Source organism: Streptomyces sp. SAI-135 (assembly GCF_029893805.1).
Lineage (GTDB): Bacteria > Actinomycetota > Actinomycetes > Streptomycetales > Streptomycetaceae > Streptomyces.
In genome coordinates, this window is the sequence record NZ_JARXYP010000002.1 from 4480681 (window position 1) to 4505713 (window position 25033).

Sequence of the window (25033 nt, forward strand, 5' to 3'; positions counted from 1 at the left end):
CCGCCGGTTGTGGGGCGGGTGCGGGTCGGTGGGGGCTGGTCGCGCAGTTCCCCGCGCCCCTGGGGAGGTGCAGTCACGCACGCCACTACGGACCCTTCGCCATCTCAACCTCACCGGTTGTGGGGCGGGTGCAGGCCGGTGGGGGCTGGTCGCGCAGTTCCCCGCGCCCCTGGGTAGGCACAGTCACCAGCGCCACGACGGACCGTTCGCCACCTCGCCGCACCGCGACGGGCCGCCTGCCGGACGGCGCGCCACGACGGACCGTTGGCCGCGTACGGCGCGAAGGGGACGGGGTGGGGGGTGTCCGCCCGCAGCGGCCGGCGTCCGGCACAGAGGACAGATCAAGGGACCGAGCCGCCGGACCGAGGACGGATACCCCCCATCCCGGCACCGACCCCACCACCGGACCGCACGCGCTACACGAGCCCCCACCGGGCAGCAACGGGCCGCCGCAGGCACTCAGGGGCGCGGGGAACTGCGCAAAACGCCCGCCCCCACCAAGCCGCACCCGAAGCCGCTCAACCGCCGGAGGCCCCCGCTCCCAACGCCCCCCGCTGCGGCCGAATCCCCGCCGGCACCGCCCGCGCCCGCGCCGGCGTCCCCGTCCAGCACGTCCCCCGCCGCGCCAGCAACCGCCCCAGCCACAGCTCCAGCGAGACCAGATCCGCCAGCCCGTCCAACGGCAGCGGCTCACCCTCCGCCGCCGCGCGGAGCGCCTTGCGCACCACCCGCGCCTCCACCAGCCCCGCCTGCGCCAGCAACGGCGTTCCGAACAGCGACATCAGCGAGTCCGCCGCCACCCGCAGCCCGGTACGGGTCGCCGCGGCGGAGGAGGCGTGCGACGGGGCACCCCAGCCCGGCGGCAGGTCGGAGACGCCCGCGCCCTCCAGCACCGTACGGAGGATCTCCGCGCGGGCCCCCGGCCGGACCCGCAGCGCCTCGGGCAGGGCGCGGCAGGCCCGCACCACCTGGTTGTCCAGGAACGGCGCGTGCAGCCGCTGGGAGCGGATCTCCACGGCCTGCTCCAGGACCCGCAGATCGGACGCGTGCCGCGCGAGCGCCGCACGCGCGCGGAAGTCGCCGGGATGCTGGCCGGGACCGACCCCGGAACGGTGCGTGGCCCCCTGGAGGCGAACCGATACTTCAGCCAGCGCCTCCCCGGTCAGCCAGCGTGCCGCGGGCCCCGGTCTGGCCCAGGTGAGCGCGGCGAGAGACGCCCCCACCGCGCCCCCGGGCTCGTCGAACCGCTGGTGCATGAGCCGGTCGGCCAGCATCTCCAGACCGGCCCGGTACGGCGTGCGCGCCAGCTTCCGCGCGGCGCCGTACACGCGCGCGGGGACGAGCACGGAACCGTCCGCCTTGGTCAGGGCGGCCACGGGCCGGACCAGGTGGCGCCGCTTGCGGTCCATCAGGAGGTCGGCGAGGCGCGCCGGATGCGCGTCGAGGACCTGCCGGGCCCCGTACCCCGTGAAGTGGTCCGCGCTGCCCGCCGCCAGCCGGGCCCGGTGCCGCGCCGCCGTCACGAGGCAGGGCCCGGGTTCGTCGGTCAGGGGCCCGTCGAGTTCGGCGTACGGGAGCGTCTCCTCGCCGCCGGTCACCACCACGTGGTGCAGCCGGGGGTTGGCCGCGAGCGTCCCCGCCCGCTCCAGCTCGGCCTCCCGGCCGCCCACGGCGAGGTCGTTGAAGGTGACCGCGAGCAGCCGCTCACCGGCCCCCGTGCCGTGTCCGAGGACGGTCCCCGGCATCCCCGGCAGCCCGGCGGCCAGCAGCGCGAGCGTCCCCGACGCGGGCCCCCCGGACAGGTCGGCCCCGATCCCCGGCACCGGCATCCCGCGCGCGGCTCGCCGTTCGGCGGGCCCCATGCCGGGCACCGGGCCGGGGTCGATGTCGGGCACGTGCCGGGGCGCGGACAGCCGGGCGCGCACCGCCTCGACGAGCGCGTCCCGCACCCCGTCGACCGCGCTGTCCGGGTCGGCGGCGGGCGCGGCGACCGCGAGGGAGGCGACCGGCTCGTAACCGGCGATCTCACGGGCGCCGTTGCGCAGGATCAGCGCGTGCCCCGGCGGAATGCGCCGTACGCCCTCGTAGGGCGTGGAGTCGTGGAGCGCGCCCGGTACGTCGGGGGCGGCGAGCAGCGCGGCGAGGTGCCCGAAGTCGAGGTTGGCCTCGATGAGGTCGGCCAGGGGCAGGGCCGCGGTCGCGTAGGCCGTGCCGCCGGCCCAGGGGGTGTAGAACACCGGCCGGGCACCCGCGAGATCGCCGCCCACGGTGATCCGGCGACCCACCTGGACGACCGCCGTGTAGGCGCCGGGCCAGGCCGTCAGATGGCGAAGTGCCCCTCCGCGCGCGGCGAGCAGTCCGACCCGCAGCTGTTCGTCGGAGGCCCCGCAGATGCCGAGGACCGCGATTCTGGTCTGCGCGTCGACCGTGACCACGCGCACCTCGTCCGGGCGCCAGTCGCCGACCGCCCACAGCGGATCCGGGTCGCCCCACAGCAGGTGGGAACCCACCGGGTGCACGGTCTCGCCGTCGCTTCCCGTCGCCCCGGCCGTCCCGATCCCGGAGACACCCGCGGCGGTGCTGCTCCATCCCACCAACCACCGCATCGACGCCTCCACAGGCTGTGGACAACCAGTGCACCGTTCGAACCGGTCACCATGCTGCCATGAAGGAAGCGTGCCGGAGGGCCGGTGGAGCCGCTCGGGATGCGGGGAACGCGCCCCTGGGAACACCCGCGTACGCCTGTGAACACCCGCGCGGGGCAAGGAGTGTGCGACGCGAATGCGCCCCCGATACGCTCCCCAAAAACGCCTAACGCGCCCTCAACTGCCATGGTGGGAGGGCTGATGGCCCGCGAAGGCGAGGGTCGGTTTTCGGCCAAATCGGCGTCATGGGGGCAGGCTCGCACACGCTCCGTGCACAGTCCGCGCGCCGCACGACAGGCGCGCAGCCCGGGAGACGCCACTTCGCCCCCCGGGCCGGTCCGCCGCCCGCGGGGATGTAGGCGGCGGTGTCCCCCAGCCCACTGGATCCAGTACAGCGGGCCGACCCACGCACCATCCATGGAAGCGCTCCCCCGGTGGCCGGAGAAGAGCGCACACACGGGCGCACGGCCACACAACAGGAGCACGACGCAACTGCGCGTATCGGACCCGCACTTCAGTACGGACCACAATCCCGCCATCCGGAACAATGCCCCTTAACGCTTGGGATGCGGCGAACTACGCTGGGTTTACGAATGCCGCGTGGTTATGCCAGCGCGGCAGCCGTCTGTGTCGAGGGGTGGCGCATGTCCAGGGAGCAACGCGGGCCGAACGAAAAACTCGGCGCCGTTCTCGCCCTCGCGGGAATCAGCAACGCAGGACTCGCGCGTCGCGTCAACGATCTTGGCGCTCAACGCGGGTTGACACTTCGCTACGACAAGACGTCGGTGGCGCGCTGGGTGTCGAAGGGCATGGTGCCGCAGGGCGCCGCGCCGCACCTCATCGCGGCCGCCATCGGCCAGAAGCTCGGCCGCCCGGTGCCGCTCCACGAGATCGGCCTGGCGGACGCGGATCCCGCGCCGGAGGTGGGCCTCGCCTTCCCCAGGGACGTCGGACAGGCCGTCAGATCGGCCACGGAGCTCTACCGCCTGGACCTCGCCGGCCGCCGTGCCGGCGCGGGCGGCATCTGGCAGTCCCTCGCCGGTTCCTTCGCAGTGAGCGCATACGCAACGCCCGCCTCGCGATGGCTGATAACCCCGGCCGACAGCTCGGTCGCGCGCGAGACCAACCACTCCGAGGGGTCCGGCGCACCGCTCAAAGTCGGCCACAGCGATGTGCAGAAGCTGCGGGAAGCGGCCGACGACGCCAGGCGCTGGGACTCCAAGTACGGAGGCGGCGACTGGCGTTCGTCCATGGTGCCCGAGTGTTTACGGGTGGAGGCGGCGCCGCTGCTGCTCGGCTCGTACTCCGACGAGGTGGGCCGGGCCCTGTTCGGCGCCTCCGCCGAGCTCACCCGGCTGGCGGGCTGGATGGCCTTCGACACGGGACAGCAGGAGGCGGCGCAGCGGTACTACATCCAGGCGCTGCGGCTGGCCCGCGCGGCCGCCGACGTCCCCCTCGGGGGGTATGTGCTCGCGTCGATGTCGTTGCAGGCGACCTACCGGGGCTTCGGCGACGAGGGCGTCGACCTCGCGCAGGCCGCCCTCGAACGCAACCGGGGCCTGGCGACCGCCCGCACCATGAGCTTCTTCCGGCTCGTCGAGGCGCGGGCACACGCGCGTGCCGGTGACGCCGCTGCGGCCGGAGCGGCGCTCAAGGCGGCGGAGGGGTGGCTGGAGCGGTCCCGGGACGGGGACAACGACCCGTCGTGGCTCGGCTTCTACTCCTACGACCGCTTCGCCGCCGACGCGGCCGAGTGCTACCGCGACCTGAAGGCCCCGCGCCAGGTCCGCCGCTTCACGGAGCAGGCGCTGTCGAAGCCGACCGAGGAGTTCGTACGCTCGCACGGGCTGCGGCTCGTGGTCTCCGCCGTCGCGGAGCTCGAGTCGGGCAATCTCGACGCGGCGTGCGAGCAGGGCGTGCGGGCGGTGGAGGTCGCGGGGCGCATCTCCTCGGCCCGCACCACCGAGTACGTGAAGGACCTCCTGCACCGGCTGGAGCCGTACGGCGACGAGCCGCGGGTGGTGGAGCTTCGGGAGCGCGCCCGGCCGCTGCTGATGGCTCCGGCGTGAGACCCGGACGCCGGCACCGCCTCCCGCGTTTGAAGTGACTGTCAGTGGTGCAGTGCACTATCGGGGGTGGGAGGTGGTGCAGGTGCGGTCCGGAATCGCTTACGACGGTGACGTGCTCGTGATCGGTGGCGGCATCGTCGGGTTGTCCACGGCGTATGCGATCACCCGCAGCGCGCCCGGCACCCGGGTCGTGGTGCTGGAGAAGGAGGCGGGGCCCGCCCGGCATCAGACCGGGCGCAACAGCGGGGTGATCCACAGCGGGATCTACTACCGCCCGGGCTCGCTCAAGGCGCGGTACGCCGTGCGCGGGGCCGCCGAGATGGTGAAGTTCTGCGCCGAGTACGGCATCGCCCATGCCGTCACCGGCAAGCTGATCGTCGCGACCGAGCGCGACGAGCTGCCGCGACTGCACGGACTGGTCCAGCGCGGCCGGGAGAACGGCATTCCGGTGCGGGAGCTGGGCGCCGGCCAGATCGCGGAGTACGAACCCGAGGTGGAGGGGCTCGCCGCGATACACGTCGGGACGACCGGGGTGTGCGACTTCGTCGGGGTCGCACGGCAGCTGGCCGAGTCGTCGGGCGCGGAGATCCGGTACGGCGCCGAGGTGCGCCGGATCGACCGGCGCCCTGATCTCGGAGTCGCCGTGCGGACGGGCGCCGGGGACGTCGTACGGGCGCGGGTGCTGGTGAACTGCGCCGGGCTGCACTGCGACGAGGTGGCGCGGCTGACCGGGGACGACCCCGGGATGCGGATCGTGCCGTTCCGGGGCGAGTACTACTCGCTGGCGCGGCCCGAGCTGGTGCGGGGCCTGGTGTATCCGGTGCCGGATCCGGCGTTCCCGTTCCTCGGGGTGCACCTCACGCGCGGGATCGACGGAGGGGTGCACATCGGGCCGAACGCGGTGCCGGCGCTGGCCCGGGAGGGATACGACTGGGGGACCGTACGGCCGCGGGAGCTCGGCGCGACGCTGGCGTGGCCGGGGTCCTGGCAGATAGCCCGGCGCCACTGGCGGTACGGCACGGGTGAGCTGCGGCGCTCGGTGTCCCGCAGGGCGTTCACCACGGCGGTCCGGAGACTGCTGCCGGCCGTCACCCCGGACGACCTGCTTCCCTCGGCCGCCGGGGTCCGGGCCCAGGCGGTGCTGCGGGACGGCACCCTGGTGGACGACTTCCTGATCCGCGAGGGGCCCCGCACGGTCCACGTCCTGAACGCCCCCTCACCCGCGGCCACCGCGTCCCTACCGATCGGCCGAGAGGTGGCCGGCCGAGCCCTGGAAGCACTGCGCTCGGCATAGCGAAGGCCCGGGGGCTGCCGGGGTCGGCTGCGTCTGGGCCGGCCGCCCCGTGGTGGGCTGCGTCGTGGTCGGCCGGGCCGCCGTAAAATCGACCCCACTGTGTCTGATTCCCTCAACGCCCCCGAAGCCCCCCGGTCCCGGTCCCGGTCCACCGAGTCCGGCGAGGCCGCTGCCCATGTGCCCGGTGTGTCTGTTCGGCACACCCGGGCCAAAGGGGAGCCGCGGTTCCCCGACGGGCCCAGCGCCGATCCCGCGGGGTCGCACTTCGAGCGGCGGATCCGGAGTTTCCAGCCGCGGCGGAGCCGGGTGACGGCGGGGCAGGCGGACGCGTTGCAGCGCCTGTGGCCGACGTGGGGGCTCGACATCGACGGACAGCACACGCTCGATCTCGGCGAGCTGTTCGGCAACGACAACCCGGTCGTGCTGGAGATCGGGTTCGGGATGGGCGAGGCCACCGCGCAGATGGCCGCCGCGGACCCCGGCACCAACATCCTCGCCGTCGACGTGCACACCCCTGGTCAGGGCAATCTGCTCAACCTCGCCGAGCAGCAGAAGCTGTCCAACATCCGGGTCGGCAACGGCGACGCCATCATCCTGCTGCGCGAGATGCTCACCCGGGACTCGCTCGACGGGCTCCGCGTCTACTTCCCCGACCCCTGGCCCAAGAAGCGGCACCACAAGCGGCGCCTGATCCAGCCGGAGTTCCTGGACCTGGCCGCGACCCGTCTGCGCCCCGGCGCGCTGGTGCACTGCGCGACCGACTGGGAGCCGTACGCCGAGCAGATGCTCGACGTCCTCACCGCGCACCCCGACTTCGAGAACACACAGGCCGACGGCGGTTTCGCGTCGCGTCCCGACTTCCGTCCGCTGACCCGTTTCGAGGGACAGGGACTGGACAAGGGACATGTCGTGAACGACCTGCTGTTCCGCCGCGTACAGCACGGCGACCGACCCGACCGACCCGACCAGTCCCCCACCGGCGCCTGAACCGGCCGCCTGCCTGCGGGCGGCGCCTCTGTCTCGTTAAGGTCGATGCTGTGGCCACCTGTCCTCCGTATCCGACGTACCCCGGTGACCCCGCCGGCGGCTCCGCGCTGCGGCATGCGCACTGGTGGCAGCGCAAGTGGGTGCGCTACGGCGCGCTGATCACGCTCCTCACCCTGTCCGGGCTCGTCATCCTCGCCCTGGTCCGCCAGCAGACCGGCACCGAGGGATTCCTGGTCGGACTGGGCCTCGCCGTCCTGCCCGTACCCCTGCTCATGGCCGCGTTCCGCTGGCTGGACCGGGTCGAACCGGGGCCCTGGCGCAATCTGCTGTTCGCCTTCGCCTGGGGCGCCTGCGCGGCCGCGCTCATAGCGATCATCGCCAACAGTTTCGCGACGAAGTGGATAGCGACGACGACCGCCGACCCGACCGGCGCGGACACCCTCGGCGCGACCGTGATAGCGCCGGTCGTCGAGGAGTCGGCCAAGGCCGCCGCCGTCCTGCTCGTCTTCCTGTTCCGCAGACGGGACTTCACCGGGATCGTCGACGGCGTGGTGATAGCGGGGGTCACCGCCACCGGCTTCGCCTTCACCGAGAACATCCTCTACCTCGGCACCGCCTTCGGCACCGACCAGCTCACCGGCGACCGGGGCATCGCCTCCGTCACCGCCGCGACCTTCTTCGTGCGCGTGGTGATGTCGCCGTTCGCGCACCCCCTGTTCACCGTCCTCACCGGCATCGGCTTCGGCATCTCCGCGCTGTCGGCGGAACGCCAGCACATCCGACGGGTCCTCGTCCCGCTCTGCGGGCTGCTGCTCGCGATGGGCATGCACGCGATGTGGAACGGCTCGTCGACGTTCGGGGAGTACGGGTTCTTCGCGGTGTACGCGATGTTCATGGTGCCGGCGTTCGCGCTGCTGACCTGGCTGGTCATCTGGACGCGGCAGCGGGAGCTGAGGACCGTGCGCGAGGAGCTGCCCGCGTACGCCGTGGCCGGGTGGCTGACGCCGAGCGAGCCGTACGTGCTGGGCTCGATGCGGGCGCGGCGGGTGGCGCGCGACTACGCGCGGCGGCAGTTCGGCGGGCGGCCCGCGGCACGGGCGGTCTCGCAGTACGAGGCGTACGCGACGTCGCTGGCGTTCCTGCGGCGTCGGGGGCGGCTCGGACGGGCGAACGCCGACTTCGTCGTACGGGAGCGGGAGCTGCTGCACGAGCTGTGGCGGCGGCGGGACGTGGCGCGTCCCGCGCTGGACCACGCGGCCCGGACGACGGCACCGGTGGCCGCGCCGCCCTGGCCGGTGTACGGGGTGCACGGGGTGTACGGACATCCGCCCCAGCCGGACCGTCCCGCCCACCCGTTCCCGACGGTCAGCCCGGTCCATCCGGTCCATCCGGTCCAGGCACAGCCCACGGTGCCGTACCCCGCGTACAACCCCTATCGGACCTAGGGCCCGTCCCCCTTACGCCGACGCCTCCGTCAGGCGCCCCAGCTCCTCCTCCGTCAGGGTCAGCTCCGCCACCCTCAACAGCGCCGGTAGCTGCTCCACCGTGCGGGCGGACGCGATCGGGGCCGCGACCGTCGGCTGGGCGGCGAGCCAGGCGAGGGCGACCGTGGCGACCGGGACGGTGTGGGACTCGGCGATGTCGTCGAGCGCCGCGAGCACCTTGCGACCGCGCTCGGTCTCCAGGTGCTTGCCGGCACCCGCCCGTCGCGCGCTCTCCACCGTCGTACCGGCGCGGTACTTGCCGGTGAGGAACCCGGAGGCGAGGGCGTAGTACGGGACGGCGGCGAGGCCCTGCCGGGAGGCGACGGCCTGGAGCTCACCCTCGTACGTGTCGCGCGAGACCAGGTTGTAGTGGGGCTGGAGGGCGGCATAGCGCGCGAGGCCCTCGCGGTCGGAGAAGTCGAGGGACTCCGCGAGGCGTGCGGCGGAGATGTTGGAGGCGCCGATCGCCCGCACCTTGCCCGCCTTCACCAGCTCGTCCAGCGCGCCGATGATCTCCTCGACGGGGATCTCCGGCTTGTCGAAGTGGGTGTAGTAGAGGTCGATGCGGTCGGTGCCCAGGCGCCGCAGCGAAGCGTCCGCCGCCGCCTTGATGTTCGCGGCGGTCAGGCCCGGGAAGTCGGGGTGCTGGCTGACCTTCGTCGCGATGACGACGTCGTCACGGTTGCCACGGGCCGCCAGCCACTTGCCGATGATCGTCTCGGACTCGCCGCCGGAGTTGCCGTCCACCCAGGCCGAGTACGAGTCAGCGGTGTCGAGGAAGTTGCCGCCGGCCGCGGTGTACGCGTCGAGGACGGCGAACGAGGTGGCCTCGTCGGCGGTCCAGCCGAAGACGTTGCCGCCGAGGGAGAGCGGGAAGACCTCGAGGTCCGAGGAGCCGAGCTTGCGAAGAGAAGTCATGCCGGACGCCGGTCTTCCTGAACGGCCGCAAAGTCCTCGTAAACAAGCGGAAGCAGTCCCTCCGGCGCACCGGCAGCCCTGACGTCGGGGGGACGTCGTCAGGGCTGCCGGAGTTCGCGGGTGACTTCAGGTACGGGCGGGGCCGGGTGATCTCAGGTACGGGCGGGGCCGGGGGCCTCAGGGGTTGAGACCCTTGCCGCGCAGCCACGCCATCGGGTCGATCCCGTCGGCAGAGCCGCCCGGGTGGACCTCCAGGTGCAGGTGCGCGCCGGTCACGTTGCCGGTGGCGCCGACGCGGCCGATGACGTCACCGGTGGCGACCTTCTGGCCGACGCTGACGCTGATCGAGGACTGGTGGCAGAACCACAGCTCGGTGCCGTCGTCGAGGGTGAGGATGGTGCGGTACCCGTAGGAACCGGCCCAGCCGGCCTCCGTGATGGTGCCGCTGTGGACCGCCTTGATGAGCGTGCCCGTGGGGGCGGCGAAGTCGAGGCCGGTGTGGTAGCCGGAGGACCACAGCGAGCCGGCCTGACCGAAGGTCGAGGTGATGGTGTACGACGAGGTCGGCAGCGTGTACTGCTTGGCGAGCTCGGCCAGGCGCTCGGCCTCGGCCTTCTTCGCGGCCTCTTCCTCCGCCGCCTTCTTCGCGGCGGCGGCCTTCTCCTGAGCTTCCTTCTCCGCCTTGGCGGCGGCCGCGTCGGCCTCCTTCTGGGCGGCGTCCGCGACGGCCTGGGCGGCCTTGGTGTCGAGCTGGTCCTGCTGCACTTCGGCCTGGGCCAGGATGCGCGAGCGCAGGGCCTCACCGGCGTCCGAGGTGCCCTCGGCGGTGTCGGCGGTGGTGGCGCCGACGCTGCTGAAGGCGCTCGTGTCGTCCGCGGCGGTGTCGGCGTCGTCCGAGATGAGCGAGCCCACGTTGGGCAGGTCCGGCATGGAGATGGAGACCGGCGGCTTGCCGGTGTTGGCGCTGGCCATCCCGCCCGCGCTGACCGCGGCTATGACGCCTACGCCCAGGACGGTGGAGCTGCGGGCGAATCCCCCGCCGCGCTGCTTGGCGACGCGATGCCGGCCGCGTACGGGAGCGAGGGAGTCCGCGGTCGGGTTCCACTCACCGAGCGGGGCCTCGTCGTCGGCGCGGTAACCGCCGTACACAAGGGTGTCGCTGGGTACGTACGGCGCCTCGGGGGCAGGCGGGTTGGACGCCACGTGGGCGCGCTCCTTTCCTTCCTTCTCGCCTACCGGGTTAGCTGACGGGTTCGGAGCAGGAAGGTCTCCTACGCGCGTATACCCACCGTGCTGCCACGGCGGACTACGAGCGATTCACCCCAAGGTGGTGGTTCCCCGGTTCCCTTGCGGAATTCGGCGCGTGAGCACGGAGCCGTCTCTTGTGACGGCTGGGACGACCGCGCTGCGTTATCGAACGTTAATAGACCCGGGGGCCCGATTCCAAGCTGTTCCGCTTGATCATTAACGAAATCCCGCTGGACTTACGGCCCATGAACGGCTAAAAACGGGCGAGTTGACCTTCTTTCAGTAACCACACAGATGTTGACGGTGTGACAGTCGCAGTGCGGAGGGCGCTCACCCGCTCACCCTTCGTCACAAACACCGCCCTACGGCGAGCAACGCCATGCCGTCAGTAAGGAACCCCCGGAACGCGCCCGCCCCGCGCCAACCGCGGCCACCCGCCGCCCCTGCCGCTGCACGGCGACGGCACGGTGTGCGCGCTGCCCGTCCGCAGTTGCGCCCTGCCGCCTCGGCGCGGGCACCCTCGGCGCCTGGCCCGACCGGGCCGAGGAGCACGTCTTCTTGGCCGGGGCCACGCTGCCGCTGCGTGGCCCCTGCTCGGCGGCCTCCCGGAGTGCCCCGGCCACGAGCAGCAGTGCCGGGAGCATGCGGACGAAGGCGCGCGGGTGCGCGACCGGTCCTCCTGCTCCACGCTTCCAGGTTCGCCCGGCTGCCGTCCGTGGGGCGGACCGGGTGATCCGACCGGGGGAAACACTCAGGGCCGGAGTCCAGTGAACTGGATTCCGGCCCTGAGCCTTGAGTAGCGGGGACAGGATTTGAACCTGCGACCTCTGGGTTATGAGCCCAGCGAGCTACCGAGCTGCTCCACCCCGCGTCGTTGTGTGACCAGCATACGTCATCCGCCGGGTGCTTCGCGCCAGGGTTGTTCCGGGGAGGCCGCCCCGTCCGGCGAGAGCGGTATGCGCAAGCCCGTGCAGCGTGCGGCGGAGGCCACCGTGGCCGCGGCGACGTGTTTCTGCGCGTGCACGCCTGGCCTGTCCGGCGCACGCGCCCCGGTGACGCTCAGCCGACGCCGAGTTCGGTCAACTCGCCCAGCGGCAGCGTGTGCTGGGTCTGGAGGACCTTCGCGCGCAGGTAGCGGACGTTGTGGGCGGTGGTGAACACCCCGGTGGGGACACGGTCGTGGACGCCGATCCCCAGGTCCCTCAACTGGCCCGCCTTGTCGGGGTTGTTGGAGAGCAGGTCGATCTCGCCGATCCCGAGCGCGGTCAGCATCTGCGCGGCCGCGGTGTAGTCCCGGGCGTCCTCGGGCAGGCCCAGCGCGGTGTTGGCGGCATAGGTGTCGAGGCCCTGGTCCTGGAGGGCGTAGGCGTCGAGCTTGTTGTAGAGGCCGATGCCGCGGCCCTCCTGGCGGAGGTAGAGCAGGACGCCGCCGCGCTCGGCGATGCGCTCGACCGCCTCACGGAGCTGGGGTCCGCAGTCGCAGCGGGCGGAGCCGAGGACATCGCCGGTGAGGCACTCGGAGTGCAACCGCACGAGCGGGACGGTGCCGGGGGCGGGGTCGCCGAGGACGACGGCGAGGTGCTCCCGTCCGTCGGTCAGGCCGTGGAAGGTGACGAGCTCGGCGTCTACGCGGTAACCGTCCCCGAAGCGCAGCGGGACGCGGACGCGGGAGCGCTGGGTGGCGGCGGGCAGGTCGGTCATGCGGGTACTCCGGTCCGTAGGCATACCTGCTTCAGATTTGAAGCAGTTCTACTGATCGAGACCCTACCCCATGCTTTAAATTTGAAGCAACGGTTTTATGGCGCTCGTCACGCCCGGCCCTCACCGGAACAGGACGGGGACGACCGCCGCCGCCACGGCACCTCCTCGACGGGCCCGCCCTCCCCCTGGAGGCCCGCGGTGACGCTGGTGAAGATCTCCTCCAACTGCCCCACCTGCTCCGGTGTGAGCCGGTCGAAGAGCGCGGCGCGGACCGTCTCCACATGTCCCGGCGCCGCCCGCTCCAGCACCGCCATGCCCTCGTCCGTCAGGACCGCGATGCTGCCCCGCTTGTCCCACTGGCAGCTCTCCCGCCGCACCAGCCCGTCCTTCTCCAGCCGCGCGACGGCGTACGTCAGCCGGGGCCGGGTGATCTTCAGCCCCTCGGCGAGATCGGTCATCCGCAGCCGGCGCTCCGGGGTCTCGGAGAGATTGGCGAGGATGGAGTAGTACAGGTGGGGCATGCCGGCCTCCTGCTGGAGCTGCCGGTCGATGGTGTCCTCCAGGAGGAGCGAGGCGGCGATGTAGGCACGCCAGGCTCGCTGCTCGTCGGGGCTGAGCCAGCGGGTCGTCATGCTCCCAGTGTAGGTTTGCTTCAAACTTGAACCAAGCCCGCCGTCCCTCGACCCGCCGGGGAGTCCTCCGTGCCCCACCCCTACGTCCTCCTCTCCGCCGCGGTCTCCCTCGACGGCTACCTCGACGACACCGGCCCCGACCGGCTCCTGCTGTCCAGCCCGGCCGACTTCGACCGCGTCGACGAGGTCCGCGCCTCCGTGGACGCGATCCTCGTCGGCGCGGGCACGATCCGCGCCGACAACCCCCGGCTCCTGGTCAACTCCGAGGAGCGCCGGGCGGCCCGGGTCACCGCCGGGAAGCCGCCGTACCCCCTGAAGGTCACGGTCAGCGGCTCGGGCGAGCTGGACCCGGCGGCGAACTTCTGGCACACCGGCGGCGAGAAGGTCGTCTACACGACCGACAAGGGCGCGGAACGGGCCCGCGAGGCGGGCCTGGCCGCCGACGTGGTCCCCCTCGGCCCCTTGCTGGACTGGCGCCGCCTGCTGGAGCACCTGCACGCGGTGTACGGCGTCGAGCGGCTCATGGTCGAGGGCGGCGGCCGCATCCACACCCAGCTGCTCCAAGAGGGCCTGGCCGACGAGGTGCAGCTGGTGCTGGCCCCGCTGTTCGTCGGCGACCCGGGCGCCCCCCGGCTCTTCGGCCCGGGCGGCTACCAGCCCGGCCGGCTGCGCCTGGTGGAGACCCGCCGTATCGAGGACGTGGTCCTGACCCGCTACGAGCCCACCGCCCCCGGCACGGGCCTGGTCCCGGTCGCCGCGGACCACCACTGGCTGGCGCTGGCCTGCGAGTTGGCGGCTCACTGCCCGCCCTCGCGGACGGCGTTCAGCGTGGGCGCGGTCGTGGTGGCCGCCGACGGTACGGAGCTGGCACGCGGCCACTCCCGGGAGGGCGGCGACCCGGTCGTGCACGCCGAGGAGGCGGCGCTGGCGAAGATCGACCCGGCCGACCCGCGCCTCGGCACCGCCACCGTCTACACCAGCCTGGAACCCTGCACCCGCCGCGCCTCCCGCCCGGCCCCCTGCGCCCGGCTGATCCTGGAGGCGGGGGTACACCGGGTGGTGACGGCGTGGCGGGAGCCCGACACGTTCGTCGAGGGGGCCGACGGAACGGGCCTGCTCACGACGGAGGGCGTGGACGTGGTGGTGCTGGAGGAGTACGCGACCCGGGCGAAGGCACCCAACCACCACCTGCTGTGACGCCCGAAGTGCCGGCGTGGGCCGGGAAAACGCAGCGGCGCCCGAACCGGCCGAAGCCGACCCGGGCGCCGCCCGCCACCGGTAGGCCCTGTGGGACTCGAACCCACAACCAATGGATTAAAAGTCCACTGCTCTGCCAATTGAGCTAAGGGCCCAGGCGATGTTGCCTCCCCGAGCATAGCCGGACGTGGCCGTGTCTCCGATCGGGTATCGGGGACACGGCCGCGTCGGGCGGGCGGAACGGGCGGGAAGATCAGGGATCGACCGGTTCGGGCGCGTTCGCGCGGGCCGCCTCGCGGGCCCTGGTGCGCTGGTGCTCGGGGTTCAGGAACCAGTGCCGCGCCGAGACCGTCCACCAGATCCAGGCGAAGCCGAGGACCACCAGCACGGCGACCGGGGCGTAGTTGAAGGTCTCCCAGGTGACCGGGGAGACCTGCGGGAGCATGAAGAGGACCGTGATCACCGCGACCCACGCCACCGAGACCATGCCGATCGCGCGGGACCAGCGGCCCAGGTGCCAGGGCCCCCGGTCGAAGGCGTCGCCCTTGCGCAGCCGCAGCAGGGTCGGGATGACGTAGGCGATGTAGAGGCCGATGACGGCGATGGAGGTCACCGCCGCGTACGCGGTCACGTTGATGAGGTACGGCAGGCCCAGGACGAGCGCTCCGCCCGCGGCCAGCCACACCGCCGCCACCGGGGTCCGGGTGCGCGGGCTGACGGTGTGCCAGACGTGCGAGAACGGCAGGGCGCCGTCGCGCGAGAAGGCGTAGATCATGCGGCTGTTGGCGGTCACCGAGGCCATGCCGCAGAAGAGCTGGGCGCCGATCACGACCAGGAGGAGCAGCTTGCCGGCGGTGGCGCCGAGCGCGTCCAGGAGGATCTGGGCCGGCGGTGCGCCCGTCGGGGAGGCGAGGGCGCCGTCGTAGGACTGGATGGCGAAGGTGAAGCCCAGCAGGAGGACGAAGCCCGCTATCCACGACGTCCAGATCGACTGGACGATGCCCTTGGGACCCGCCGTGGACGCGTCGTGGGTCTCCTCGGTCATGTGGGCGGAGGCGTCGTAGCCGGTGAAGGTGTACTGGGCCATCAACAGGCCGAGCAGGACCACGTAGACACCGCTGCCCCAGCCCGTGTTGTTCACGAACTCGCCGAAGACGAAGGACGCCGACTGGTGCTTGTCGGGGGCGAAGGTCAGGGCGCCGACGATCACCGCCACACCGATCACGTGCCACCACACGCTGACGCTGTTCAGCAGCGCGACGATCCGCACGCCGAAGGTGTTGAGCAGACCGTGCAGGACCAGGATCGCCGCGAACAGCAGCACGGTCCGCCCGGGGGTCACCTCGAAGTCGAACTGCAGGTTCAGATACGCCCCGAGGAAGGAGGCGGCGCCGAAGTCGATGCCCGCCGTCACCGCCACCTGGCCCAGCACGTTGAACCAGCCCGTGAACCACGCCCAGGCGGCCGCGGTCCGGGGCGGTGCCAGCCGGTGGGCCCAGAAGTACAGGCCCGCCGAGGTCGGGTACGCCGAGCAGATCTCGGCCATCGACAGGCCGACGAACAGCGTCATCAGACCCACGGCGACCCAGCCCCAGGTGATCACGGCCGGGCCGCCCGTGTTCATGCCGAAGAGGTAGAGGGTCAGGCATCCCGACAGCACCGAGATGATCGTGAAGGAGACCGCGTAGTTGGAGAACGCCGACATGCGGCGGGCGAGGACCTGCGTGTAGCCGAGCTGGGCAAGCCGTTCTTCGTCGGACAGCCCACTCGCTGTGTCGTCATCTGTCATGCCCCCAGCGATTCCCACACCGGGGGCGTGACACACGTCACAACTTGGCCGAGAAGTGCCCCTCTAGAAAAGGCCCTTGTAGCCCTGCCAGCCGGTGGCGATCCTCGTGCGCGCCCCGAACGACCCCTTGCCGTCACCGTTGTTGCGCCAGACGTTCCCTGCGCTGTCCCGTGACACCAGGTCGGCCTTGCCGTCGCCGGTGATGTCACCGACGCCGACGATCACGTTGTAGGAGCCGCCCCAGTCGGCGAAGACCTTCGTGCGGGCGCCGAACGTGCCGCCTCCGGTGCCGTAGTACCGGTACAGGTTGTTCGCCGTGTCGTGCGCGAGCAGGTCGCCGATGCCGTCGCCGTTGAGGTCCCCGGCGCCCACGATCTTCTTGTACGTCTTCCAGTTGTCGTAGAGCTTCACCCGGGCCGAGAGCTTGCCGGTGCTGGTGCCCTTGTAGAGGTACACCGTCCCGGTCGAGGAGTTCCGCGCGATCAGGTCGGGGCGCCCGTCCCTGGTCACGTCACCGGGCGCGGTCAGCACGTCGTACTGGTTCCAGCCGGAGGTGCCCAGCGAGGTGTACGGCGTCGACGGCTTCAGCGCGGCCCCGCAGCCCGGCTTGTAGGCGCGCAGGGCGCCGCTGCTCAGCCGCACCAGGATGTCGTTGCACCGGTCCCCGCTGAGGTCGCCGAACGGCACCGCCTTGACCGTGGTCGGCCAGCCGCTGCCGCTCACCTTGCCCGAGAACGTGCCCTTGCCGGTGCTCTGCTGGAAGGTCAGCGCCCCGGAGGAGTTGAGGGTGAGCAGCTCGCCGAAGCCGTCGTCGCCCACGTGGTCGCGGCGGACGGCCTGGCCCTTCACCAGCTTGACCGTGCCGGTCACCGTGAGCGGACCGCCTACGCCGTCTGCCGGGGTGACCGTGACGGTCCAGTCGTAGGAGCCGTTCGGCAGGTACGCGTCCCCGGTGCCCTTGGGGTCGAGTCCGCTCCAGCCGACGCTCAGCGCACCCCGCGCGGCCGTGCCGTCCCTGACGTCGCCGTAGACCTTGCCGGTCGCGCGGTTGCGCACGCTGACGTCCCAGTCGAAGGTCGGCTTCGACAGCAGCAGGGTGGTCAGGGTGTCGGGCACCGTGTCGAACGTGCGTGCCGTGACGGACGAGGCCCTGGTGGCCGGGGCGAGCAGCCGCAGGGGCTGCTGCGCCACGCCGGACGGTACGAGGTGCACCCGCTCCTCGCCGTCGACGAAGGCCGCGTTCGCGCCGGACTCGTCGACGGTCCAGCGCACGTCCCGCTGCGAGACACCGGTGTCCGGCAGATCGCCGATGCCACGGCTCTCGGCGGTTCCGCCGGCGACCGTGGTGAGCGTCAGCTTCCCGGCCTGCCTGTCGTGCGTGACGACGAACCCGTCCCCGAGCCTGGCCTCACCCGTCGGCACAGGCACCGACTTCTTCGCCGTACGGTCGTAGACGCCGGCCTTGTCACCGCAGGTCCAGTACAAGTACCGGCCCACCGCCTGGAGTTCGGTCGGAGCGCAGCCGGAGTCCAGGGTCAGCGTCTCGGTGGTCGTCCTCGTGGTCAGGCTGTACGCCGTGACGGTGCCGGGTGTCGGGCCCGCCGTCCACAGCACGTCACCGGAGAGGGCGGCGGCACCCGGGGTGCGGGTCAGCGCCGGTGCCCCGGTGTCGCCGATGCGGAAGACGTACTGCTGGGCGGGGGCCGTGAAGAGCACGTACTGGCCCGAGACATCGGTGACCTGGCCGCCCTGGGGCAGCCCGGTGCGCTCCCAGACACCGTCGTCGCCGGGGCCGTGGACGCTGATCCGGTCGGTGGTCTCGTCGTGCGAGAGCCAGACGATCCGGCCGTCCGCCGTGCCGTGGAGCTGCCCGCAGGCCACGTCCGTGGCGGCGCAGGTCGGTGTGACGACGTCGGTGGTGAACGCACTGCGCTCGCCGAACTGCGGTGTACCGGAGGGCGCCACCGTCCGCAGCCAGTCGGCACGGGTCCAGTCCCGGTAGTAGTCCATGACGACGAGCCGCCCCTGCTCCAGGGACAGGCCCTGGATCGGCAGCGCCGGCTTGGGCAGGGCCTTGACCAGGGTGACGACGGGCGGGCCGCCGTCCGCGCCCGGGGTGATGCGCTGGATGCCCTGCTCGGCGGCGGTGCCGATCTTCACGGCGGTGCCACCGGGGCCGGCCGTGATCCCGTTCTGCGAGGACCGCAGGAGGGTCACCGGCGCGCCGCCCGCGAGGGGTTGTGCGGTCGTCGAGTAGACCCCGTTGACCAGCCAGTCGCCGACGACGGCGAGGTTGTGCGTGGCGTTCGCCCCGTCGCTGACACCCTGGAGCTTGACCTCGACCGGGGCCGTCGACAGGTCGCGCGGCAGCACCAGGACCGTCGCCTTGTCGAGGGCGTGCACGACGACGTGGCCGCCGCCCAGGGCCACCCGGGAGTACGTCACGGGGAGCGGACCGCTCCAGCCCAGCACCCCACCGGTCGCGCGGTCCACGGCGGCGAGTCCCGCCTGCCCGTCCACCGAGGCGCGGAAGTACACCGTCGTGGAGTCCGCTCCGGCGGCCTGCCCGAGGAGGAGGCCGGCCGGTCCGCCCGTGACGGTCAGGTCGGCGGTGCCGCCGTTCGGCCCGGGCGTCAGGAGGTGCATCTCCCGGGTGGTCGTGCCGTTCTCGTCGGTCAGGTTCCGGAAGGCGATCGTGAGGTGGTCGTACGACGTGAGATAGCCGAGCCCGTCCGGGACCCGCAGCCCGCGGCTCGTGCCGTCGGTCGCGTCCCAGAAGTCGACCCGGCCGTCGGCGTACTTGTACGCCAGGACGTCGGTGCCGGTCGTGCCCGCGGCCGTGCCCTCGGGCGTCGCCGGCACGCTCACCGACTCGCCGTCCGCGTACCGGGTCCACAGCAGGCCGGTACGGCCCTCCATGGTGTGGAAGACGCCTTGCGCACCGGCGGCGTCGTGGCCGTTGCCGGTGGACGACGAGCGGAACGAGGCCGACAGTCCGTAGTCCCTCAGCGCGGCCGGCACCACCGTCTCCTGCGCGGTGTCCGCGACGGCGGACGACGGGAGCAGCGGGCTCAGACCCGCCGCCAGTACGGCGGAAGCGGCGACGAGGCGTAGACGTACGGCGGCATGACGAGCCAAGGAAGACCCTCCCCGAGAAAGGAGACGGGCGGCCCACCGGTCTGCGGTGTCCTTGGCCCCCCGGCCATCACGCCCGTCTCATAAGTGCGTTGATCTTACCCGCTCTTGACTCTTCCGGAGAGCGTTTTCTGACTGGGTACACGACAAACGCCGTGGCCCCCCGTCAGGTACGACGGGGGGCCACGGCGTTGGCTACTGGCAGGCGTCAGCTGTTGCGCTTCCAGCGCGGCTTGTCGTCGCGGCGGCCGAAGGAGCCGGTGCCGGTGCCGCGGTGGTCGTCACGACGGCCGTAGGGGCGGTCGTGGCTCGGGCGGTCGTGGCCGCCGGAGCGGAAGCCCGGGCGGTCGCCCTGACGGTCCCGGTTGAACGGGCGGTCGCTGCCGCGGTGGCCGCCCCGCTCGTCACGGCGCTCGAAGGAACGGCCGGCCGGACGGTCGTTGTCACGGCGGAAGCCGCCGCGGTCGTTGTCCCGACGGTCGTTGTCGCGGCGGAAACCACCACGGTCGTTGTCACGACGCTCGAAGGTACGGCCACCGCGGTCGTCACGACGCTCGTCACGGCGGAAGCCACCCCGGTCGTCACGGCGCTCGAAGGTACGGCCACCGCGGTCGTCACGGCGGTCATCGCGGCGGAAGCCGCCGCGGTCGTTGTCCCGACGGTCGTTGTCGCGGCGGAAACCACCACGGTCGTTGTCACGACGCTCGAAGGTACGGCCACCGCGGTCGTCACGACGCTCGTCACGGCGGAAGCCACCACGGTCGTCACGACGCTCGAAGGAACGGGCACCCCGGTCGTCACGGCGCTCGTACGACGGCACGTCCGACTTCTCGACGTCCTGCGCGACCGGCTGCTCGGGCACCGACGCCGCCTCGGCCACCGCGGCCTGCGCCTCGGCGACCGCAGTCTCCGGGTCCTCACCGCGCTCGCGGGCGGCACGGGCGACCAGGCGGTCGGCCTCCTCGCGCAGCTCGGTCGCGCGGCGCTGGGCCCGCTCCAGCTCCTTGGTGAGCTGGGCGACCTCGCGCTCGGCCTGCTGGGCCGCGTTGGCCGCGGACTCCGACTGGACCTCGGTCATCGAGCGGGCGCCGGTGATCTCGGCGACCTCGGGCTCGAAGGCCGTACCGGAGTTGATGATGTGACGACCGGCGTCGACGCCCGCGTCCTCCATCAGCCGGAAGATCTGGCGGCGCTGGTGCGGCAGCGACAGGGACACGACCGTGCCGGTGCGGCCCGCGCGAGCGGTACGGCCGGCGCGGTGCAGGTAGTCCTTGTGGTCGCCGGCCGGGTCCACGTTCAGGACGAGGTCGATGCCGTCGACGTGGATGCCGCGGGCGGCGACGTCGGTGGCGACGAGCGCGTTGACGTAGCCGTCCTTGAAGTCGGCCAGCGTGCGGGTGCGCGCGCCCTGGGTCATGCCGCCGTGCAGCGCGTCGGCCTTCACGCCCGCCTCGCGCAGCTGCTCGGCGATGCGGTCCGCGCCCAGCTGGGTGCGGACGAAGATGATGGTGCGGCCCTTGCGGGAGGCGATGGCCGCGGTGACCGGCGCCTTGTCCTTGGGCTTCACGATCAGGATGTGGTGCGACATGGTCGTGACGTTGCCCTGGGCGCTGTCGACCTCGTGCGTGACCGGGTTGCTCAGGTAGCGCTTGACCAGGGTGGAGATCTCGTTCTCCATCGTGGCCGAGAACAGCATCCGCTGGCCGCCGGCCGGGACCTGGTCGAGGAGCTCGGTGACCTCGGGCAGGAAGCCCAGGTCGGACATCTGGTCGGCCTCGTCGATGACGGCGACCTCGATGTCCTGCAGGGAGCAGGCACCGCGGTTGATGAGGTCGCGCAGCCGGCCCGGGGTGGCGACGAGGACGTCGACGCCGCGCTCCAGGGCGTAGATCTGGTTGCCCATCGACGTACCGCCGCAGACGACCTTCATCTTGAGGCCGAGGACGTCGCCGTAGGGCTGGAGGGCGTCCGCGACCTGCATCGCGAGCTCACGGGTCGGGGTGAGGATGACCGCGCGGGGCTTGTGCTTCTCGGTGCGGCCGCCGGACAGACGGGCCAGGGTCGGCAGACCGAAGGAGAGGGTCTTGCCGGAGCCGGTGCGGCCACGGCCGAGGATGTCCTTGCCGGCCAGGGCGTCCGGGATGGTCGCGGCCTGGATCGGGAAGGGGGTGGTCACGCCGTTCTGGGCGAGCTTGCGCACGACGCCCTCGGGGAGACCGAGGTCCGCGAAGGTGACCTCGACAGTGTCCTCGGTGCCCTCGTTCTCGGGCACGACGACGTGATCAGTACTGGAAATGGACATGCGTAAGCGAAACCTTCCGGAGTCTCGTCGGCACGCGCCCGTCAACTCCGTGATTTCGCAATACGACCGCCTCTATGCGGTCAGCCACGGCAAGGGAGAGAACGCGCCACACGGCGCTCTCTGCAATGGCGCCGGGCAATGGGATCAAACGATCTACCACCATACGCACCCCCCACCCTCCGAGGCAAACCAAGTCCCCCGCATGTATCCGAGGTCACTCCCGGCCTCCACCCGCCCCACCGACACGACCCCCCGCGGACCCCCCGCCCACGGCACCACGACCCGACAACCCGCCCGCCCCCAGACGCCCGACAGCCACCGGCGGGCACCGCGGGCCCGGGCCGCCGGCACTCACCCTGCAGGCGCCGCCGCGCGCCCAGCCACCGTGACGCGAGCCCGGCGGGCGGCACGTCGGCACACGCTCGGCAGCCACCGGAGCGGGCGCGGCGGGCGGCCGCGCGCCGGCACACACCGGGCAGGCTCGCTCCCGGCAAGCCGGATCGGGTTGCCCCCGTCACACCGGTGACCCCGCCGTGGGTGCCGGTTCGCGCTGGCTGAGTTGTGTGCCGGTCTCCGGCAGTGCGGACGAGGACGGCTCGGCGGGCGGCGGCGACGGGGTGGGGGAGGCGGGCGGCTCGCTCGGCGCCGGCGGCTCCGGGTCGGGCGTACGGGTGGGCGCCGGGTCGGTCCTCGTCGCCGTGGGCACCGGCTTCGCCGAATGCCCCGGCTTCACTCCCGCCGAGGCCGACGCGCCGGCTCCCGCCGAGGCGGACGCCGACGGCGAGGCGGACTCCTCCCCGTGCCTGCCCTTGCCGTGCCTGCCGTGTTTGCCGTCCGCACCCGTCCCGCCGAGCCCCACGGAACCTCCCGAGCCCACCGAGCCCCCGTCCGGCGCCTCCCCGCCCCGCTCACCGGCGGAGTGCGACGGCTTCGCGCTGCCGCCACCGTCGTCCCCGCCCACACTCATGCAGCCCGCGGCGGCGGCGACGGCGATGACCGTGGCGGCCAGACGGACGGGTACGTACAAGGGGCGCACGAGCAGCCACCTCCGAGGGCGGTCGTCAAAGAGTCAACCTGCCCAACTCCCGCCGCCCACAAGAGGACACGCGCCCCGTTCGAAACCCACTCACCCGTACCCGAGCGCGTGCAGCCGGGCGTCGTCGATGCCGAAGTGATGGGCGATCTCGTGCACCACCGTCACCTCGGTCTCCGCGACGACGTCCTCGCGGGAATCGCACATCCGCAGCGTCGGCCCCCGGTAGATCGTGATGCGGTCGGGCAGCACCCCGGCGTACCACTCCCCCCGGTCGGTCAGCGGCGTGCCCTCGTACAGCCCGAGCAGCTCGGGATCGTCCGCCGGCGGTTCGTCCTCGACGAACACCGCGACATTGTCCATCAGCCGCGTCAACTCCGGCGGAATCCGGTCCAGCGCCTCGGCGACCAGTTCCTCGAACTCCTCGCGCGTCATCTCCAGCACACGCCCATTCTCCGGTACGACCCCGCCATACGAGAGTCATGAGCACGCCCGCATATCCACGCGCGGACTTGGGCATACGGGATCAATGGCCCGCGTCCCCGCCGCAGTCCTGAACGTCCGGAGCATCCTGAACACCCTACGAAAGCCCCCGCGAGCCCTCGCCCGCCAGTACGGCAGGCGCCGCTCCCACCCGTCCGTCGAGCTCGTCCACCAGCCGCACCCCTGGGCCCGCGCCCTCGGCCTCGTCGCCGTCGTCCTGCTGGGCGCCTGGCTCGGTCTGCTGATCGTGGGAAACGTCCGGGTCCCGGTGGGCCCCATGAACACCACGATGACCCTGCGCCCGTCCCTGACCGGCGGCACGAAGATCAACGTCTCCCCGCTCGGCGCGCTCCAGCTCGACAGCCACCAGGCCCCCGTCCGCCTTGACGTCAACGTCGACCAGCTGGACCCGGAACGCTCCCAGGCCCTGGTCGACCACCCCGAGCGCCTCTCCGGCCTCCAGGAGGAGGTCGCCACGGACGTCGAGCACGGCACCCTCGACCTCGCCCTGCGCTCCTGCGTCGCCGTGGTGTCCGGCGCCACGGCACTGGGCCTCGCGGTCTACCGCCGCCCGCGCAGGGCCCTCGGAGCCGGCGGACTCGCCCTCACCCTCCTGGCGGCCTGCGGCGGCACGGCGTACGCCACCTGGAACCCGGAGTCGGTCCTGGAGCCGAAGTTCTCGGGGCTGCTCTCCTCCGCCCCCTCCCTGGTCGGCAACGCGCGCAGCATCGTCACCGAGTTCGACGTCTACCAGAAGGAGTTGGCCCGCCTGGTGACGAACGTGACCAAGCTCTACGACGTCACGTCCACGCTCCCCGCCTACCAGCCGGACCCCACCACCATCCGGGTCCTGCACGTCTCCGACATCCATCTGAACCCGGCGAGCTGGAAGATCATCGCCTCGCTCGTGGAGCAGTACAAGGTCGATGTGATCGTCGACTCCGGCGACACCATGGACCACGGCACGGCCGCGGAGAACGGCTTCCTGGACTCGATCCCGGACCTCGGGGCGCCGTACGTCTGGGTCCGCGGCAACCACGACTCCCTGACCACCCAGCGTTACATGGAGGGCCTCAAGGGCGTCCACGTCCTCGACAACGGCAAGGCGCAGACCATCGCCGGGCTGCGGTTCGCCGGCTTGGGCGACCCCCAGTTCACCCCGGACCGCTCCACGAACCCGGGGGCGGACGAGTCCCAGGAGGCGGCGGGCGACCGGCTGGCGGCCGCCCTGCGCGCACAGCGGGCCGCGGGCACCCCGGTCGACCTCGCGATCGCCCACGAACCCTCGGCGGCCCGCCGGGTCGACGGCGAGGTCCCGATGATCCTGTCCGGCCACCTCCACCACCAGGAGATGGAGGTCATGGAGAAGGGCACCAGGCTGCGCGTCGAGGGCTCGACGGGCGGCAGCGGACTACGGGCCGTCGAGGGCAAGTACCCCGACCCCATCGAGGCCTCCATCCTCTACATGGACCGCGACACCCGCCGCCTCCAGGCCTGGGACGAGATCAGGCTCGGCGGTCTCGGCCTCACGACGGCGGAGGTGAGCCGCCATCTCCCCGAGGACAACCAGCCGGGGGCGACCCCCTCGCCCACCGGCTCACCCACCGGCTCACGCACCCCCTCGCCCGCGGGCAGCCCGTAAACCGTTTTGGCGATACCTCCCGGCATCCCATATGCTTCTCACGTCCCCGACGCGCTGAGAAGCGCCCAGGCGGGCCGATAGCCCTCATCGTCTAGCGGCCTAGGACGCCGCCCTTTCAAGGCGGTAGCACGGGTTCGAATCCCGTTGGGGGCACGCAACACCGTGTGCGACACTGTTCGTGCACAACGCTTGGTCCTGTGGAGCAGTTTGGAGTGCTCGCCACCCTGTCAAGGTGGAGGCCGCGGGTTCAAATCCCGTCAGGACCGCTGAGGTTTCCCCGGAAGCCTCTCGGCTGGGTAGCTCAGTTGGTACGAGCGACCGCCTGAAAAGCGGTAGGTCGCCGGTTCGACCCCGGCCCCAGCCACAGCACAGACCCCGATCTCCGGATCGGGGTCTTGTTGTATGTGCCGTGGTCGAGGGGATCCCAGCGGACGCCGTGATCCCGGGACCCCGGGCTCCGCCGCCCGGGACAAA

The 25033-nt window shown here is 72.1% G+C and carries 16 protein-coding genes, 5 tRNA genes and 1 riboswitch; of the genes, 9 read left to right on the top strand and 12 right to left on the bottom strand.

Features of this window, described 5'->3' with window-relative positions; genetic code table 11:
• Positions 1-518: 518 nt before the first annotated feature.
• Positions 519-2606 (bottom strand): asparagine synthase-related protein, encoded by a 2088-nt coding sequence (locus tag M2163_RS24675; protein ID WP_280850655.1) that lies wholly within the window; start codon positions 2604-2606, stop codon positions 519-521.
• A 683-nt stretch (positions 2607-3289) separates the two neighbouring features.
• Between M2163_RS24675 and M2163_RS24680 the strand changes: the two genes are divergently transcribed.
• The 4 genes from M2163_RS24680 (at position 3290) to M2163_RS24695 (ending at position 8440) form a co-directional block, all read left to right on the top strand.
• Positions 3290-4714 carry an MFS transporter gene (locus M2163_RS24680; protein ID WP_280850654.1) on the top strand — a complete coding sequence of 475 codons (1425 nt, stop codon included), beginning with the start codon at positions 3290-3292 and terminating at the stop codon, positions 4712-4714.
• 73 nt (positions 4715-4787) lie between these two features.
• The gene (gene lhgO, locus M2163_RS24685; protein WP_280850653.1) at positions 4788-6008 is read left to right on the top strand and encodes an L-2-hydroxyglutarate oxidase; all 1221 of its coding nucleotides are present in this window, start codon (positions 4788-4790) and stop codon (positions 6006-6008) included.
• 99 nt (positions 6009-6107) lie between these two features.
• The gene (trmB, locus tag M2163_RS24690; protein WP_280895049.1) at positions 6108-6995 is read left to right on the top strand and encodes a tRNA (guanosine(46)-N7)-methyltransferase TrmB; all 888 of its coding nucleotides are present in this window, start codon (positions 6108-6110) and stop codon (positions 6993-6995) included.
• A 50-nt stretch (positions 6996-7045) separates the two neighbouring features.
• Entirely contained in the window at positions 7046-8440 is a 1395-nt protein-coding gene (locus tag M2163_RS24695) for a PrsW family intramembrane metalloprotease (protein ID WP_280895050.1), read from the top strand.
• Between the two features lie 12 nt (positions 8441-8452).
• Here the strand turns inward: M2163_RS24695 and M2163_RS24700 are convergent, their stop codons facing one another.
• The 5 genes from M2163_RS24700 to M2163_RS24720 form a co-directional block, all read right to left on the bottom strand.
• Entirely contained in the window at positions 8453-9397 is a 945-nt protein-coding gene (locus M2163_RS24700; RefSeq protein ID WP_280895051.1) for an aldo/keto reductase, read from the bottom strand.
• Positions 9398-9574: 177 nt separating this feature from the next.
• Positions 9575-10600 (bottom strand): M23 family metallopeptidase, encoded by a 1026-nt coding sequence (locus tag M2163_RS24705; RefSeq protein WP_280850650.1) that lies wholly within the window; start codon positions 10598-10600, stop codon positions 9575-9577.
• An 11-nt stretch (positions 10601-10611) separates the two neighbouring features.
• A riboswitch (cyclic di-AMP (ydaO/yuaA leader) is annotated at positions 10612-10769 on the bottom strand.
• Positions 10770-11442: 673 nt separating this feature from the next.
• Positions 11443-11516, bottom strand: a tRNA-Met gene (locus M2163_RS24710).
• A gap of 188 nt (positions 11517-11704) precedes the next feature.
• Positions 11705-12346, bottom strand: coding sequence for a GTP cyclohydrolase II (gene ribA, locus M2163_RS24715; RefSeq protein WP_280850649.1), 642 nt, complete (start codon positions 12344-12346; stop codon positions 11705-11707).
• A gap of 107 nt (positions 12347-12453) precedes the next feature.
• Positions 12454-12978 (bottom strand): MarR family transcriptional regulator, encoded by a 525-nt coding sequence (locus M2163_RS24720; protein WP_280850648.1) that lies wholly within the window; start codon positions 12976-12978, stop codon positions 12454-12456.
• A 69-nt stretch (positions 12979-13047) separates the two neighbouring features.
• Between M2163_RS24720 and M2163_RS24725 the strand changes: the two genes are divergently transcribed.
• On the top strand, positions 13048-14175 hold the full coding sequence (locus tag M2163_RS24725; protein WP_280895052.1) for a dihydrofolate reductase family protein: 1128 nt from the start codon (positions 13048-13050) through the stop codon (positions 14173-14175).
• Between the two features lie 82 nt (positions 14176-14257).
• Here the strand turns inward: M2163_RS24725 and M2163_RS24730 are convergent.
• The 6 genes from M2163_RS24730 to M2163_RS24755 form a co-directional block, all read right to left on the bottom strand.
• Positions 14258-14330, bottom strand: a tRNA-Lys gene (locus M2163_RS24730).
• Between the two features lie 98 nt (positions 14331-14428).
• Positions 14429-15964, bottom strand: coding sequence for an amino acid permease (locus tag M2163_RS24735; RefSeq protein WP_280850646.1), 1536 nt, complete (start codon positions 15962-15964; stop codon positions 14429-14431).
• A gap of 63 nt (positions 15965-16027) precedes the next feature.
• Positions 16028-19102, bottom strand: coding sequence for a VCBS repeat-containing protein (locus tag M2163_RS24740; protein ID WP_280895053.1), 3075 nt, complete (start codon positions 19100-19102; stop codon positions 16028-16030).
• 205 nt (positions 19103-19307) lie between these two features.
• Positions 19308-21401, bottom strand: a complete 2094-nt coding sequence (locus M2163_RS24745) for a DEAD/DEAH box helicase (protein WP_280895054.1) — start codon at positions 21399-21401, stop codon at positions 19308-19310.
• A gap of 514 nt (positions 21402-21915) precedes the next feature.
• A complete protein-coding gene (locus tag M2163_RS24750) occupies positions 21916-22437 on the bottom strand; it encodes a hypothetical protein (protein WP_280895055.1) in 522 nt (173 codons plus the stop codon).
• 90 nt (positions 22438-22527) lie between these two features.
• Positions 22528-22878 carry a metallopeptidase family protein gene (locus M2163_RS24755; RefSeq protein WP_041819691.1) on the bottom strand — a complete coding sequence of 117 codons (351 nt, stop codon included), beginning with the start codon at positions 22876-22878 and terminating at the stop codon, positions 22528-22530.
• An 85-nt stretch (positions 22879-22963) separates the two neighbouring features.
• Between M2163_RS24755 and M2163_RS24760 the strand changes: the two genes are divergently transcribed.
• The 4 genes from M2163_RS24760 (at position 22964) to M2163_RS24775 (ending at position 24923) form a co-directional block, all read left to right on the top strand.
• Entirely contained in the window at positions 22964-24559 is a 1596-nt protein-coding gene (locus tag M2163_RS24760) for a metallophosphoesterase (protein ID WP_280895056.1), read from the top strand.
• A gap of 80 nt (positions 24560-24639) precedes the next feature.
• Positions 24640-24712 (top strand) — tRNA-Glu (locus M2163_RS24765).
• Positions 24713-24750: 38 nt separating this feature from the next.
• Positions 24751-24825, top strand: a tRNA-Asp gene (locus M2163_RS24770).
• 24 nt (positions 24826-24849) lie between these two features.
• Positions 24850-24923, top strand: a tRNA-Phe gene (locus M2163_RS24775).
• Positions 24924-25033: the final 110 nt, after the last annotated feature.

What these genes read in the sequence shown, in the direction of transcription:
- M2163_RS24735 (WP_280850646.1), bottom strand. Translation starts at nt 15,964, where the DNA reads ATGACAGATGACGACACAGCGAGTGGGCTGTCCGACGAAGAACGGCTT.
- M2163_RS24680 (WP_280850654.1), top strand. Translation starts at nt 3,290, where the DNA reads ATGTCCAGGGAGCAACGCGGGCCGAACGAAAAACTCGGCGCCGTTCTC.
- M2163_RS24760 (WP_280895056.1), top strand. Translation starts at nt 22,964, where the DNA reads ATGGCCCGCGTCCCCGCCGCAGTCCTGAACGTCCGGAGCATCCTGAAC.
- M2163_RS24745 (WP_280895054.1), bottom strand. Translation starts at nt 21,401, where the DNA reads ATGTCCATTTCCAGTACTGATCACGTCGTCGTGCCCGAGAACGAGGGC.
- M2163_RS24675 (WP_280850655.1), bottom strand. Translation starts at nt 2,606, where the DNA reads ATGCGGTGGTTGGTGGGATGGAGCAGCACCGCCGCGGGTGTCTCCGGG.
- M2163_RS24700 (WP_280895051.1), bottom strand. Translation starts at nt 9,397, where the DNA reads ATGACTTCTCTTCGCAAGCTCGGCTCCTCGGACCTCGAGGTCTTCCCG.
- M2163_RS24720 (WP_280850648.1), bottom strand. Translation starts at nt 12,978, where the DNA reads ATGACGACCCGCTGGCTCAGCCCCGACGAGCAGCGAGCCTGGCGTGCC.
- ribA (WP_280850649.1), bottom strand. Translation starts at nt 12,346, where the DNA reads ATGACCGACCTGCCCGCCGCCACCCAGCGCTCCCGCGTCCGCGTCCCG.